At 40.1% G+C, this 13,551-nt stretch carries 14 protein-coding genes, 2 tRNA genes and 1 pseudogene; 8 read left to right on the forward strand and 9 right to left on the reverse strand.

Annotated elements, in window-relative coordinates; translation table 11 throughout:
* Positions 1 to 89 precede the first annotated feature (89 nt).
* The 5 genes from CSEC_RS06170 to queG all read left to right on the forward strand — a co-directional run bounded on the left by CSEC_RS06170 (position 90) and on the right by queG (position 2,942).
* Entirely contained in the window at positions 90 to 521 is a 432-nt protein-coding gene (locus CSEC_RS06170; protein WP_041017592.1) for a hypothetical protein, read from the forward strand.
* Between the two features lie 201 nt (positions 522 to 722).
* Positions 723 to 795 (forward strand) — tRNA-Val (locus CSEC_RS06175).
* Between the two features lie 14 nt (positions 796 to 809).
* A tRNA-Asp gene (locus tag CSEC_RS06180) sits at positions 810 to 883 on the forward strand.
* A gap of 174 nt (positions 884 to 1,057) precedes the next feature.
* Positions 1,058 to 1,996 (forward strand): YitT family protein, encoded by a 939-nt coding sequence (locus CSEC_RS06185; RefSeq protein WP_053331840.1) that lies wholly within the window; start codon positions 1,058 to 1,060, stop codon positions 1,994 to 1,996.
* 1 nt (position 1,997) lies between these two features.
* Positions 1,998 to 2,942, forward strand: a complete 945-nt coding sequence (queG, locus tag CSEC_RS06190) for a tRNA epoxyqueuosine(34) reductase QueG (protein WP_053331841.1) — start codon at positions 1,998 to 2,000, stop codon at positions 2,940 to 2,942.
* A gap of 22 nt (positions 2,943 to 2,964) precedes the next feature.
* Here queG and CSEC_RS06195 read toward each other — a convergent pair whose 3' ends face one another.
* The gene (locus CSEC_RS06195) at positions 2,965 to 3,303 is read right to left on the reverse strand and encodes a hypothetical protein (RefSeq protein ID WP_041017593.1); all 339 of its coding nucleotides are present in this window, start codon (positions 3,301 to 3,303) and stop codon (positions 2,965 to 2,967) included.
* A 188-nt stretch (positions 3,304 to 3,491) separates the two neighbouring features.
* Here CSEC_RS06195 and CSEC_RS06200 point away from each other — a divergent pair, with 188 nt between their 5' ends.
* A complete protein-coding gene (locus CSEC_RS06200; protein WP_041017594.1) occupies positions 3,492 to 4,184 on the forward strand; it encodes an LOG family protein in 693 nt (230 codons plus the stop codon).
* Positions 4,185 to 4,216: 32 nt separating this feature from the next.
* Here the strand turns inward: CSEC_RS06200 and CSEC_RS06205 are convergent, their stop codons facing one another.
* From CSEC_RS06205 to CSEC_RS13415, 7 genes and pseudogenes are all read right to left on the reverse strand, one after another.
* A complete protein-coding gene (locus CSEC_RS06205) occupies positions 4,217 to 4,654 on the reverse strand; it encodes a hypothetical protein (RefSeq protein ID WP_041017595.1) in 438 nt (145 codons plus the stop codon).
* A gap of 20 nt (positions 4,655 to 4,674) precedes the next feature.
* On the reverse strand, positions 4,675 to 5,670 hold the full coding sequence (locus tag CSEC_RS12675; protein ID WP_053331842.1) for a hypothetical protein: 996 nt from the start codon (positions 5,668 to 5,670) through the stop codon (positions 4,675 to 4,677).
* Positions 5,671 to 5,912: 242 nt separating this feature from the next.
* Complete coding sequence (gene accC / locus CSEC_RS06215) at positions 5,913 to 7,277, reverse strand: acetyl-CoA carboxylase biotin carboxylase subunit (protein ID WP_041017596.1); 1,365 nt, start codon at positions 7,275 to 7,277, stop codon at positions 5,913 to 5,915.
* A 19-nt stretch (positions 7,278 to 7,296) separates the two neighbouring features.
* Positions 7,297 to 7,824 carry an acetyl-CoA carboxylase biotin carboxyl carrier protein gene (gene accB, locus CSEC_RS06220; RefSeq protein WP_041017597.1) on the reverse strand — a complete coding sequence of 176 codons (528 nt, stop codon included), beginning with the start codon at positions 7,822 to 7,824 and terminating at the stop codon, positions 7,297 to 7,299.
* 47 nt (positions 7,825 to 7,871) lie between these two features.
* Complete coding sequence (locus CSEC_RS06225) at positions 7,872 to 8,429, reverse strand: elongation factor P (RefSeq protein WP_041017598.1); 558 nt, start codon at positions 8,427 to 8,429, stop codon at positions 7,872 to 7,874.
* Positions 8,430 to 8,590: 161 nt separating this feature from the next.
* Positions 8,591 to 9,316, reverse strand: a complete 726-nt coding sequence (gene rpe / locus CSEC_RS06230) for a ribulose-phosphate 3-epimerase (RefSeq protein ID WP_041017599.1) — start codon at positions 9,314 to 9,316, stop codon at positions 8,591 to 8,593.
* Positions 9,317 to 9,504: 188 nt separating this feature from the next.
* Positions 9,505 to 9,573 (reverse strand): annotated as a pseudogene (locus CSEC_RS13415) (SEC-C metal-binding domain-containing protein); the annotation flags it as partial.
* Between the two features lie 250 nt (positions 9,574 to 9,823).
* On the opposite strand from CSEC_RS13415, the gene CSEC_RS06240 reads away from it, so the two are divergent.
* Positions 9,824 to 10,582, forward strand: a complete 759-nt coding sequence (locus tag CSEC_RS06240; RefSeq protein WP_041017600.1) for a tRNA lysidine(34) synthetase — start codon at positions 9,824 to 9,826, stop codon at positions 10,580 to 10,582.
* Between the two features lie 263 nt (positions 10,583 to 10,845).
* Positions 10,846 to 11,709 carry an AAA family ATPase gene (locus CSEC_RS06245; RefSeq protein ID WP_041017601.1) on the forward strand — a complete coding sequence of 288 codons (864 nt, stop codon included), beginning with the start codon at positions 10,846 to 10,848 and terminating at the stop codon, positions 11,707 to 11,709.
* Here the strand turns inward: CSEC_RS06245 and CSEC_RS06250 are convergent.
* On the reverse strand, positions 11,669 to 13,444 hold the full coding sequence (locus CSEC_RS06250; RefSeq protein WP_041017602.1) for a hypothetical protein: 1,776 nt from the start codon (positions 13,442 to 13,444) through the stop codon (positions 11,669 to 11,671). The two genes, CSEC_RS06245 and CSEC_RS06250, sit on opposite strands and share 41 nt — an antisense overlap.
* Positions 13,445 to 13,551 lie beyond the last annotated feature (107 nt).

A 13,551-nucleotide genomic window follows, 5' to 3' on the forward strand; every position in this document is an offset into this window, starting at 1 on the left:
GTCATATTTCAACAATCTTGGTAAAATGGTATTTGAGAGCATGATTTAAGTTAACTTTCTTAAAAACCTTGAATTTTAGGGTTTTACTTATGGCAAAAACAAATTTTACAAAAGTAGAAGGTTTTCTTGATGAGGGCATGCGTCAAATCGCTTTAAATAAACTTTTAGATGAAGCGGATAAAGCTCAAGGCAAACCCGTTAAGAAAAAAACGAATCTAACCAATGAGCAAAAAGAACTATTACGCTACATCGAAACTAATTTATCTCGTTTAAAAGAAGTCGACCCTAAAATTTTTACAAAACTCAAAGTTAAAAAATCCTCCGTTGATAAATTATTAAAGAATACTCAGTCCCTTCAGGAAGTAGATTGGAAGCACCTAAGCGGCTTAAAGAAAAAAATTGATTCCCTTCTGATTGAATACTTCCCCAAAAAAAGCAACGAGGAGCAAATCGAGAGCGAACAACTGCGCCATACAAAGAAGCGTTTCAATGTGAATGAAAAATGGCTCCCTCTTAAGTAATTCTGTCTTTTCCTCTTAACATCTTATTCCACAATAAGATAATTTGCGTCTTGCAGGAAATTAACAAAACCTGTAGATTTAGTGCTTCATTTACAACGTTAACTTTAAGCGTTAGTAAATAAAGATGAAAAGCTTAGGTCGCAAGACAAACAACGATCCGAGTTTGAAGCTTACGTTAAGCAATAAAGTGTTAAAGCAAAAGGGCGTATAGCTCAGTTGGTAGAGCTCCTGTCTTACACACAGGCGGTCATAGGTTCGAGTCCTGTTGCGCCCAACTCGTTTACTTTTGCGGGAGTAGTTCAATTGGTTAGAGCACCGGCCTGTCACGCCGGAAGTTGCGGGTTCGAGTCCCGTCTCTCGCGATCACTATTCGTATGGCCTCAAGCAATTCATAGCTTGAATAGACTTCCTTCGAAATTCGCTTTGATTGAAAAATTTAGCAAAAAAGATGTTAAAAAAAGTCTTTTTTAAACAATCAAATAGAATCTCGAACAAAGTCTAATAATATTCGATAACCTTTTTCGAAGAAGGGGTCCATGCAGTCAACAAAACCGGTTTCAAGCAAGTCATTTTTTTATGAAGCGTTTATCTATGCTGTCATTGCACTAGGTGCTTTTTTAGCTGCCTTCTCCATCGAAGTTTTTTTGATTCCAAGTCGCTTGATCGACGGAGGCATCGTGGGGTTAGCTATGATTTTCGCAAAATTAACCCACCAGAAATACCTTCCCTTTTTTCTTATTCTTTTTAACCTTCCCTTTCTTTATTTAGCGTTAAGGGCGATCGGAAAAGTCTTTTTGATTCACTTCCTATATGCGGTTCTTTTATTCGCAGGCTCTCTTATCTTTATCCATCACTACTTGCATTGGGAATTTCTTGGCGAAACATTAGAGGTCGTTGTCATCGGCGGCGCCATTTTAGGCATAGGCCTAGGTCTTATCATCCGTTACGGAGGTTGTATTGACGGGACGGAGATTTTGGGAATTATTCTTTCGCAAAAAGCCGGTTTTAGCGTCGGTCAAGTGGTGCTTGTTTGCAACATATTCATTTTTGGAAGCGCCGGCCTTATCTTCCAGGACTGGCACACTCCCCTTCTTTCATTAATCACTTACATGGTGGTTATTAAAGTGATGGACGCTGTGATTGTCGGGATGGATGAGACAAAATCTGTCATGATCGTCTCTTCTCGATCTAAAGAAATCTCTGAAGCCATCATCCATGAACTTGGCCTTGGCCTAACCGTAATGTACGGCAGAGGCGGATTTTCCGGCGACGAAAGAGAGATTCTCTATGTTATTGCCGAGCGTTTGCAGCTTGCTGAATTAAAAGAATTGATTCACCGCTACGACTCCAACGCTTTTATTGCTATTGAAAACCTTCACGAGGTAGCCTACGGCAAAAGCAACCCTGTCAGTGGCAGAAAGAGCCAAATTGGAAAAATAATCAAGCTTTTATGGTCAAGTTCCCAAAAGAGCTAATATGGACGTCGCTTTAGATGAAATAGTTGCCAAAGCCAAAGAATTAGGCTTTGATGATGCTAAAGTGACAGAGCCAACAGTTCCGGAAGAGGATATACTTGCCTATTTTTCCTGGCTTGATGAGGGTTTGCAAGCCGACCTTCATTACATGGAAAATAAGATCCGTGTTGAGCCGAAGAATCTTTTGCCGGGAGCTAAGTCCGCCATTTTCTTTGCTAGCTACTATAAACAGCCAAAAGAAGATTTTAAACCCGGGATTGGAGTCATCGCCTCTTATGCAAGAGGAAAAGACTATCATAATATCCATAGAAAAAGGCTCAAACAGTTTATCTTCTGGCTCGACACTAAAACGCTGAATACAGCTTCTTTTAAAGCCTTTAGCGACTCTACTCCCATCCTAGAGAAAGCTTTAGCTCAAAAAGCAGGGCTTGGCTTCATGGGGAAAAACACGCTTTTAATTCATAGGAAATTGGGTACTTTCTTTTTGCTATCCGGCATTTTGACAACCCTTGATCTTCCAAAAAGCGTCTCCCTTCCAAGAATGCCAAGATGCGGAAGCTGCAATAGGTGCATCGACGCCTGCCCAACTGGCGCTCTTAAACCTTATAAATTGGATGCTGCCAAGTGCCTCTCTAATATTTTAATTGAATCAGACGGGCCGGTCTCTGAAACTATAAAGAGTAAAAACCCGGGTTATGTCTTCGGATGCGATATTTGCCAGGATGTTTGTCCGCACAATGCGAGAAAAAAACCGTCTACCCACCCCGATTTTTCAGGAGAGTCAGGCTTTGGCTCTTATTTGGATGAAGACACTCTATCAAAAATTGAAAACAACCCTGAGCTTCTTTTTGGAACGCCTTTGAAGAGAAGAGGGTTTAAAGGCTTACGTGAAAACGCTAAAAGCCTTCCTTGGAAATTGGAGTCCAATGAGGGCTTAAACCCGTGATTTTGATAATCACGAGGTAATCTCAATCTTTCCTGAAATAAGTGGAAGAAATTTTAAAAACACTAGGCTTAATGTTTTTTAATAAAGAGTAAGAGGCGTTTTCAGCTTCGTTTGATAACAACTTACCTCGCGGGATAAGTTCTGTAATGGTTTGACTTCCGGCCCCTTCTTCTGAGACATAAACCAAAATTCCAAGAATTTTCAAAACGCCGCGAAACCCTTTGCAACGAACCTTAGAAGGAAGTGTGTCTTCTTTTTCTGTCCAACCTGATTCCGAACTTAAAATATCTCCGTAAGGCGCTTGGTTAAGAGGACATCGTCTTGAAACATATTTATAATTATCAACAAACTTTGGAATCATATTATTAAGTCTTTGGTTCAAAAAATAGTTAATTGATAATTTTATCTAATTTATTATTTAATTCCAATTAAATTTACATATTCTTAATAAAACTCTTTTAATAAATCTCTCTCTTCCCCTAAAAAAACTTCTTGATTGATTAGCCTCCTTAGAGAGATCATGCTGATTTTAAGAGGATTGGTAAAACTATGGCGCAGATTCCAGATAATGACAAACAAAGGGCCCAAAGACTTTTAGCCATTGATTCCTGGCGGGTTTTCCGAATTATTTCTGAATTTGTAGACGGATTTGAGACCATGACGGCGCTTGGTCCTTCTGTCTCAATCTTTGGATCCGCAAGACTGCCGCCTGCAAGCCCCTACTACAACATGGCCATCGATGTAGCCGCTTTAATTGCTAAAAAAGGATTTGCAGTCATCACAGGAGGCGGGCCCGGACTCATGGAAGCTGCCAATAAAGGCGCTCAATCCGTTGGCGGAAACTCATGCGGTTTAAGTATCGCTTTACCGACAGAAGATGATTCCAATGCCTTTATTGATAGAAGGTATCGCCTTAATTTCCGCTACTTCTTTATTAGAAAAGTGATGTTTATCAGGTATGCGCAAGGCTATGTCTTTTTGCCGGGCGGCTACGGCACGCTTGATGAGCTTTTTGAAGCCCTAACTTTGATTCAAACCGAAAAGATCAACTCTTTTCCGATTTATTTAATGGGAAAAACCTACTGGGAAGGGCTTCTTGATTGGCTCCAATCCACCGTCCTTGAAAATGGTTGTGTGTCGCAAAAAGATTTAAGCTTGCTTCAAATTACCGATGATCCGGAAGAAGTGGCTCTGGGAATTGATAGACATTATAAGAATTGCAAAGGCCAAAGAAATTTCTAAGAAGGGGCTTTTCACCCCTTCCCATATCAGTTTTAATTATACCTTGCACTATAAGGGTTATTTGGACCTCGACCGTCTCGTCTTGCGCCTCTTGGATCATGCTGTGAGGCTCCACGAACTTGTTGGCTTGCCCCTCTTGGATCATGCTGCAAACCTCCACGAACGGCTCGGCTTGCGCCTCTTGGATCGTGAGGGTTATAGGTAACATTCCTATTTTGCTGCGAAAGCGGCACTTGAGGTATTGGCATGGGCGGGGTTGGCCTTGGCACTGTCGACAAAACTGTCGGTTGTGTCGTTACACTTCTAACCAATAAAGGCGGCGCCTGTTGCGGATAAAGCGGGATTGGACTTAGGATACCCTGAGTTCCATAATTATTTTGAAACCCCTGCGGTGTCGGCGGTAATCCGCTTTGTCCCGAACCCGGAACCACATGGCCCCTATAGACATCTTGACCTTGACCTGGAATCATAATTTTTCTCCTTTTATTGGTTAAAACCCGTTTTCACATGTGCCGCAAGCATAATTTAACATATTTACGTTTAAAAGAATATTTGGGTGGCTTGAAAACCAAGAGTCATTAATCCCTAAAATAACAGTGTCATTAACGACCCATTTTTTCAATACAAGGTCATCTGCCGGAGAAATTCTCCAAATAGAGCCGTCATCTAAACAAATTTCGCGGTTAAAATAGTCAATCGCAATAATCCATCTTGTATAAATTCCATTGTAAAGAGGTCCAAGAGCCAGATTTACCTCAGCATCTGCGCCGGTATTCTGATTGACAAGACGGAACTGGTAGGCTGAAAACCAGCTATGATTGGGAAGAACTAAAATAGTGTCGCTAACAAGCCAGTCTAAAGTCTTATAGCGATGTTCCCATCTTACATTCCAGATAGAGCCATCCACTAGCGTCACTTGGTCTCCAAAGGCAGTTACAGCAACCGGTCTATAGAAAACGCCTTGATGCGAAGTATAGTAGGTCGCTCTTGCTGCAAGGACTTCCTCTTTTGGCACGGATTCATCTTCGAGATTGTCTTTATTTATTTCGTCCGCAACTTTTTCCTGACCCAGGGTCACTAATTCTTCTATGGGAGAAATCTCAAGCTCGCCTTCGGGGATTCGAATTTCTTCAAGGGTTGCGGCATCTTCACTTTCTGTCTCTTCAGTTTCATGTGAAAGCTCTAGAGACTTTCTTTGAAATGCCATTTTAGCACGCAATTCCTGGATATGAACCCATTCTGAATGAGGCAAGCTTCTTGTACCGACCGGAATATGGTCCTCATCCGTATTATGATCTTCGCAGCAATGATCGCCTTGAGAGCACATGAGCGCACGTTTCATCGTATTTTTTAGGGAAAGGGCATTTTCGCATCTTTCTTGCTTTTCTTGGGCTTCATCATGCCTATAATCATCTGCATAAGTCGTTCCATAAGTGACGAGCGCTGTCATAAGTACGGTTGTCAACCATCGGTTTCTATTATTCATAGCATTCCTTATAAATTAGTTTTGTTTAATAAAAGCTTTTAAATGCTTTTTCCCAATATTGAGGAGCTTGTTTTAAGGTAAAATTAAGATCAGGTTAATATTTATAACATAAGTATTTTTAAGGGTTTAGCAATCATTTTGGCCTATTTGGGCAAGATTAAAATCGTATTATCAAGCCCAAAGGCCTATTTAAGAAGCCGGTTTTCCCGGAATAAACGCCAAAAATTAAATATTTTTGACGTTTAAGCTTCACCGCCGAACTTACAACCTTCAGCAATCAATCGATCGATGTAATTTAAATTATATTCTGAACGCAAGAAAGAGGGGTCTTCCAGCATGAATAAATGAAAAGGGATGGTAGTTTTAACACCCCCTATATGAAACTCTCTTAAAGCTCTCTTAGCACGCTGAATAGCTTCTTCCCTTGTGGCTCCTTTCACAATTAACTTTGCGATCATAGAGTCATAGTTTGGTGGAATAACATAACCGGAGTAGCAAGCGCTATCCACTCTAACGTTAGGGCCGCCCGGCGGTAAATAATACTCAAGTTTGCCAGGAGAGGGCATAAAATGAGAAGCCGGGTTTTCGGCATTGACCCTAAACTGAATGACATGGCCTTTGTATTGAATATCTTTTTGTTTAAAAGGCAAAGGCTCTCCCCTTGCAATACGAAGCTGCCACTCCACTAAATCAATACCTGTCAATTCTTCTGTAACAGTATGCTCTACTTGAATTCTAGTATTGACTTCCATGAAGTAATAGTTGCCATCTTGATCTAAAAGGAACTCAACGGTACCGGCAGAATAGTAGCCGGCCGCTTTCACAACGCGAATGGCTGCCTCTCCGATTTCCTGCTGTTTGGCAGGCGATAAAATGGGAGAAGGGGTCTCTTCAATAAGTTTTTGACGTCTTCTTTGTATCGTGCAATCACGCAAGTTTAAATGGACATAATTCCCATGCTGGTCCCCTAATACTTGCACCTCGATATGTCTTGGGTTTAGGATCATTTTTTCAAGGTACACTTCGGGATTGCCAAAACTAACTTCAGCTTCGGCTCTAGCAGCTGCAAATTGCTTTTTGAATTCTTCTAAATTGTGAGAGATTCGAATGCCTTTACCCCCGCCGCCGGCGACCGCCTTAATAAACACCGGAAACCCGATTTGCTCCACTTCTTTTAAAGCTTTATCAATATCTTGCACAATTCCTTGCGACCCCGGAATAACAGGGCACTTTACAGAACGGGCAGTCTCTTTTGCCTTAGCTTTATCGCCAAGGGCTTGAATCGCTTCCGCAGTCGGTCCAATAAAGGTTATCCCGCAGCTTTTGCAAATAGAGGCAAAATTGGCATTTTCACTCAAGAAACCATAACCCGGATGGATAGCATCAGCCCCTGTTATTTCGCAAGCTGATAAGATGTTCGGGATTCGAAGATAGGATTTATGGGAAGGGGCTTCCCCGATGCAAATGGCTTCATCTGCATGAAGGACATGAAGCGCTTCGCTATCCACTTCCGAATAGACAGCAACTGTTTGAAGTCCGAGATCATGGCAAGCTCTTATAACTCGAACCGCAATCTCGCCTCTATTGGCTATTAGTACTTTTTGCATGAAATGACCCTTTTAAGCCTTAGGGCTCAATTCTAAAAAGCGGGGTTCCAAATTCTACCGGTTGGCCATTTTCGACAAGTATCTCAATAATACGGCCTTTAATGCCTGCTTTAATTTCATTCATAACTTTCATAGCTTCGATAATGCAAACTACGCTGTCTGACTGTATAAGATCCCCTACTTTAACAAAGGGAGGATCGTCGGGAGAGGGAGCTAGATAATAAGTTCCAACCATGGGAGATTTTACAACCTCGCCTTTCTTTTGTTTAATAGCATCGCCTGCTTCATTTTCCTGACCGTTTCTTATGGTTGTAGGGGGCTGAGAGGCTCCGGTAGCCTTGAAAAAAGGCATTTCTTGTTTGGAAAAAATTCGATCTTCTCTATTTTCGGCAGCTTTTAAATAATCAGGGATCGTTGCAAGTTCTGCCGGAAATTTATCGTCATGACGCTCCAAATCCAGCTCGTAATTCTCTTCTTTGATTTTAAGCCGCTTGGTTCCTGTTCTCTCCATCGCTGCCATTAATTCTTTAATTTGTCTGAGATCCACTTTTTCCTTACCTTTGTCACTTTAGAATCGATTGGGCTTAAATTCGTTTAGACGCGTTGAATGTATTCGCCTGTTTTGGTGTCGACTTTAATGATGTCCCCTATTTCAATAAAGGGAGGTACTTCAATTTTTGCCCCGGTTTCGAGAATGGCCACGCGGCTGCCATTCGTCACAAGAGGGCCGTCTTCATCACCTTCAAGCCTTGAAACCATAAGCTCTAAAAATTGGGGAAGCTCAAGGGAAAAAACCGCCTCTTCATGATAGGCCGCTTTTAACTCAACCCCTTCTTTTAAATAATTGACAAGGTCGCCTACTATTTGTGAGGGGATTAAGACTTGTTCAAGAGTTTTAGTATCCAAAAAAAGATAATCCTTGCCTTCGAGATAAAGGTATTCAACCGGTCTTTCAGTTAAAGTGACATCCTCGATGGCTTGATTCATTTTAAAACTTTTCTCGACGGTCTTTCCTGAGGAAAGCTCTCTGAGAGTTGTTTTTATGAAGGGAGCTCCTTTTGGGACATTCACCTTGATGGCAGACTCAACTTTGTAGAGTTTTTTATTAATCGAAATAATCATTCCGACTGAAATCTGATTGCTTAATACCATTTGTACCTAAACGTTGCGATATCTAATTTTGCTTAAAAAACAAATTGCCATTTGTTTATCCTTGCAAATTCCAACTTTAATAAGAGGAAAGAAGCCTAAGATTAAAACAAGGGGTTATCTTTTGTCAAAGCGAAAGACAAGCTTAACTAAAACATTTTCCTTTAGGGAACTAGTTGTTGAAGTTTTCTGACTTCTTCTTTCATATCATGGGAATGAAGAAGATAGGTTCCTGCAATTAGCTGATTTGCGCCGGCTTTCACACATTCTTTTGCTGTTTCATAGTTGATCCCGCCATCGACGCCGATATTGAAAACAGGCAGATTATTTGCAGGGTCGTCTTTATTCTTTGGGGTGACTCCCCCTTTACGGATATTCAATTTTTCGCAAATTTCCCGGGTAAAGGCAATTTTTTCTAAGACTTCACTCATAAATTTCTGCCCGCCGAACCCGGGATGAACCGTCATAAGCAAAATTGAATCGCAGCTATCTAGGTATTTAGGAATGAAGCTTTGAGAGGTCTCCGGACAAAAAGCAAGGCCGGCTTCAATATTGCATCTTCTAATGTAATCAAGCGTATCTTTTACATCTTCTGTTGCTTCAAAATGAAACGTAATTCTATCAGCGCCTGCTTCAACAAACCGTTCAATATATTCATAGACATTGTACATCATCAAATGAACATCTAAAAACATATCGGTCGCGCGATTAATTGCAGCCACTACCTGCGGCCCTATCGTTAAATTGGGTACAAAATGACCGTCCATTACATCAATATGAAGACTGTTCGCGCCTGAATCTTCAATGCGCTTGGCCTCATCATAAATTTTTCCGAAATCCCCGGCTAGAATTGAGGGGCTGACTTTTATTTGCCTTTCGTTTTTGCTCATTTTCGCTATCTTTATTTGGTATTTTCTTCTTTGATTTTATGAGAGGATATAGGTTCCGGCTTTTCTTGAGTTTTAAGCTGCTCGATAGCTTGCCCGAAAGTTCTTTCTAAAAGGTCGGGCATCTGCTTTGGGGCTTCTTTTTTTCCGCTTAAGAGAACTGCTTTAAATTTGGGTTTTGGTCCAAGCTTTAAGCAACACTGTTTATACTTTTTTCCCGATCCGCAAGGGCAGGGGTCGTTGCGGCCTACTTTTTTTTCCATACTGCATCCATCCAAAAGTTACGAGACTATTATTTTTTAAAAAGTAAAAAAGAATGGTCTTTTTAAAAAAGTTTTAAAATTATTTGTAATAACAAATTATTAAAATTTAAAACTTGACATATGTTCAACATAAATTATACTATATTGTATCGTTTTTTAAATCTAAAGTCAAAATTACTCTAAAGAAACCGGCTCATTTTTCAAAATTGTCTTGATAAAGGTTTCTTTTTTAAAAAAAAATTTCCTTATGAACATCATCAAGCCTTCCTTTCCCCTTGTTGCACCTCCCTGGCAGGGTGTTGGAAAAAAGATCGAATCCCTGCTACGAAAAACCCTTAAAAGTTTTGAGCTTCTCCCCGATGACCACAATGTGGCTATTGCTTTAAGCGGAGGAAAAGACAGCTTGACCCTTCTTTTGATGCTGGCTGCCATTTCCGGAAGAGGTTTCCCCAAGCTTAACTTATCCGCGTTTCTAATTGATGGCGCTTTTAGCTGCGGAGCCGGAGTCGGCTTAGATTTTTTAAGAGGAATTACATCGCAGCTTGGAGTTCCCTTTCATGTGATCGACTCGGGACAAAAAACTCTTGAGGGTCTTGAGTGTTATGGGTGCTCAAGAAAAAGGCGGACTCTTCTTTTTAATCACGCCAAAGAACAAGGGTTCAAAACGATTGCTTTTGGCCACCATCGCGATGACAATATTCAAACGCTTTTGATGAATCTTTTTCATAAGGGAGAATTTGCCGGAAATTTACCCAAAGTCCCAATGAAGCGCTATCAAGTCACTATCATTCGCCCTTTAATTCTCGTGCCGGAAGAAATGATTATTGAATTTGCAAAGCAGCAGAACTTCCATAGAATTATGTGCCAATGCCCGATTGGTCAGAATAGTGTCCGAAAGCAAACAGAACAGCTTATTAAAGAAATAGAAGAAGTTCACCCTAGAGCTCGCCATAACCTATCCTTGGCAGCTTTAAATTATGGCTCAGATAAAGCGCTCGAACCATAAGATTTATACGACTCAACTATCTTTGTTGTGCATAAAAGTTAAAAACTTTTATCATGAACCGTTGGACTTTGTGAAAATAAACTTCTTTCAAAATTCGAACTTGATTGGAAGAACGAACAGGTTTGTGTCAATTTTGATAAATTTTCAAGCATAGGATAACTTGTGCGTGAAAAATTTAGGAAAAGAGGCTCAATAACTGCTATTTAATCATTGAATGAAGTCTAATAAGTCACTCAAAAACAATTAAAGGGGCATTTTCATCGATGGATTCTGGTAAAATTGATCTTCCAAGCGAGCACGAAAGCGTCATTGAAATTCAAGGGGTACACCTAGCACTTGGTTTTCCTGATGAATTCCAATACGAATGGATCGGACAGCAAGATGTAATGGATCAGCTTCTCGCCTCCTGGCTTGTCATCGATAGTAAAGATATTCCCCTAAATCCAAGACTGATTGGAAAACCGGGTGTCGGCAAAACAACTTTAGCTTATGCCGCCGCAAAAAAGCTGAATAAGCCCGTTTATATTTATCAGTGCACCATGGACACGAGGCCGGAGGATCTTTTGATCACGCCTGTTGTCGATAAAAATGGGGGCATCCGGTATGTGGCATCAAGTCTTGTAACCGCGATGATAAGAGGCGGTGTTGCCATTTTAGATGAAGCCAATAGAATGAGCGAAAAATCCTGGGCGTCGCTTGCCCCCCTTTTAGATACAAGACGTTATATAGAATCCATAGTTGCAGGCCTCAAGGTAAAAGCGCACCCAGATTTTCGAATTTGCGTCACAATGAATGATGACGCCTCCACTTATGAAATTCCGGAATATATCCACAGCCGCCTGCAACCTCAGATTTATCTTGATTTCCCGGAGGAAGAAGAAGAAAGACGCATCCTTCGCGAAAACTTGCCTTTCCTGCAAGATAATATTCTTGATTATGTCATTGCTTTTTTACAAAAAGCTCACCAAAAAAATGAAAATTATACGATTAGAGATGGCATCAACATCGCAAGGTATGCCGCAAAGCGAATCTCAAGTTTAAAAAACAAGTCTGTCGATGCAGAATCGCTTCTAAGACAAGCCGTTCTTATGACCCTTGGCGAGGAAGCGCTTCCCTATCTTTTGTGACTTGGAGTGTTTTGCTTTTCTTAGAGAAAGGCTTTTTATAACTATTTACTTTAAAGCGATAGTTTTTTGCCAAATTCATTTGGATAAATTCTTTTCCGCCGACAACTAGCCAGTTTGCAAGCAAAGTCCTATTGAAAAGATCATGCAAAGAGCTTTCTGTCGTTTTTGTGCCTATCTGAACAAGCAAATGGAAATCAAGGGGGCTGCCTTCATTTTTCATATGAAAAGCTATATATTCTTGAAGCAATTTTTCTCGTCTATGCAGCTTGGATAGCGATTTGATAACGTGGGCAAGCTCTTTTCTTTCTTTTACTTTTAGACCGAGACGCTCTTCAAGCAAGATATTCAAGATGGCGTATTGCATCGAACTTGTGTTGACAAACGTACAGTTGCCAACTGTTTGCAAATTCTGGATGATGTAAACGGTTCTCGATCTGGAATCAATAAGTTTCTCAAGATACGTTCTTCCCTCAGGATCTTCTTTCTTAAAGAGAACCTCTACCGGCATTCTTGAAGTGAGATGACTTAAAAAAAGAGGCAGCTCGTCCGCATTATTGATATCTAATTTAATGACTCCGGGAGTCTGAAGGTAAAAATACCCTTTGTTACAGACATAGAGTTTATTTTTATAAACCACAAAACCATAAAGGTGCTGGCTTGCAGAAGCTTTTAAAGCAACCATCTCCCCTTTTTGAATCTTTTCGGCCACTTCTTTTTTTGGCTTATGCCAATAGGAAAGGCTGTCTTGCATAGCGAGATTGGTTTCAATAAGGATATTTGCAAGCTCTTTTTTTTCATGATCGGAGAAAAGTTTAAATTTTTCCTTCATGGATTTTGAGGAATTAGCAATAAGCTTTTGAAGAAATTTTCCTTTTCCTTCTTCTATCTCTTTAGCAAGCCCCTCATAAAATTCCGTATCCAGGTTATTTAATTTTCTATGGCTCAAGGAAACTAGAAGGCCTTCTAAATTGGCTTCGCCATCGGAAATTACGGTATTACCCGGTATCGCAAAAGCATTGGCTAAAAGCTTTCTATAGTTGAATTCTAAGACCTCAAATACAGTTTGTCTAAGATCCTGCTTCATTCCTTCGTCTTCAAGAAGAGCTATCTGGTCAAAAAGACTTTTTCCTTTTAGATCCTTTATAAGAGGATCCGCCCCATAAAGAAGACAAATTTTAAGATAAGTTTTCGCTGCAGCCGGCTCAGTTTTAGAAACAATACGCTGCAGAAAAGGAATTCCCTTTCTCATAGCATTACAATCTAAATTGTAATCTAAAAGATAGCGGAGATAACTTTTCCCCTCCTCTTGAGGGCTTTTTAATTCTATTAATAAATCCCCTGCGGTATTTCCAAGCAAGTTCCGTTTATTCGGATCAGCTCCGGCTTTCAAGATATTCTGCAAAAGGAATTTTCTTTCCTTGTGCTTTAAGTTTTTCCTAAAAATAAGGTGGAGGATAGTCTCCTCGGAAGAGGTTTCAGAATAAGCTAAGACACCGGATTTAATCGCGGATGAAAAAAAGTACTCTCTATCCCTTTTACGGGGTAATTCCCTGAAAAGGCTTAAGAATTTATCAGGCTTATTTTCATAAAAGATCAGAGTTTTAATAAGAGGAGATGCGCTGACTCTTTGAAAATTCGAAACGCGGAAATCAATAACAATTTTGACTGCAATAGCAAGACAAAAAAAGAGTAGAATCAAAGAGGATAAACATTTTAATAAATTTACTCTTTTCATCAACTATCTCGTTATTATTTATTAATAATACATAAAGTTTAAAATTTAATTATTAATTTTTAATAAATTTTATTAATAAAAACGCTTATTTTTTTGAAAAAATGGAA

This window comes from Criblamydia sequanensis CRIB-18 (assembly GCF_000750955.1).
Taxonomy (GTDB): domain Bacteria; phylum Chlamydiota; class Chlamydiia; order Chlamydiales; family Criblamydiaceae; genus Criblamydia; species Criblamydia sequanensis.

Coding starts and splice junctions, on each gene's coding strand:
- CSEC_RS06170 (WP_041017592.1), top strand. CDS start 90: ATGGCAAAAACAAATTTTACAAAAGTAGAAGGTTTTCTTGATGAGGGC.
- CSEC_RS06185 (WP_053331840.1), top strand. CDS start 1,058: ATGCAGTCAACAAAACCGGTTTCAAGCAAGTCATTTTTTTATGAAGCG.
- CSEC_RS06195 (WP_041017593.1), bottom strand. CDS start 3,303: ATGATTCCAAAGTTTGTTGATAATTATAAATATGTTTCAAGACGATGT.
- rpe (WP_041017599.1), bottom strand. CDS start 9,316: ATGAGCAAAAACGAAAGGCAAATAAAAGTCAGCCCCTCAATTCTAGCC.
- queG (WP_053331841.1), top strand. CDS start 1,998: ATGGACGTCGCTTTAGATGAAATAGTTGCCAAAGCCAAAGAATTAGGC.
- CSEC_RS06205 (WP_041017595.1), bottom strand. CDS start 4,654: ATGATTCCAGGTCAAGGTCAAGATGTCTATAGGGGCCATGTGGTTCCG.
- CSEC_RS12675 (WP_053331842.1), bottom strand. CDS start 5,670: ATGAATAATAGAAACCGATGGTTGACAACCGTACTTATGACAGCGCTC.
- accC (WP_041017596.1), bottom strand. CDS start 7,277: ATGCAAAAAGTACTAATAGCCAATAGAGGCGAGATTGCGGTTCGAGTT.
- CSEC_RS06200 (WP_041017594.1), top strand. CDS start 3,492: ATGGCGCAGATTCCAGATAATGACAAACAAAGGGCCCAAAGACTTTTA.
- CSEC_RS06225 (WP_041017598.1), bottom strand. CDS start 8,429: ATGGTATTAAGCAATCAGATTTCAGTCGGAATGATTATTTCGATTAAT.
- CSEC_RS06240 (WP_041017600.1), top strand. CDS start 9,824: ATGAACATCATCAAGCCTTCCTTTCCCCTTGTTGCACCTCCCTGGCAG.
- CSEC_RS06250 (WP_041017602.1), bottom strand. CDS start 13,444: ATGAAAAGAGTAAATTTATTAAAATGTTTATCCTCTTTGATTCTACTC.
- CSEC_RS06245 (WP_041017601.1), top strand. CDS start 10,846: ATGGATTCTGGTAAAATTGATCTTCCAAGCGAGCACGAAAGCGTCATT.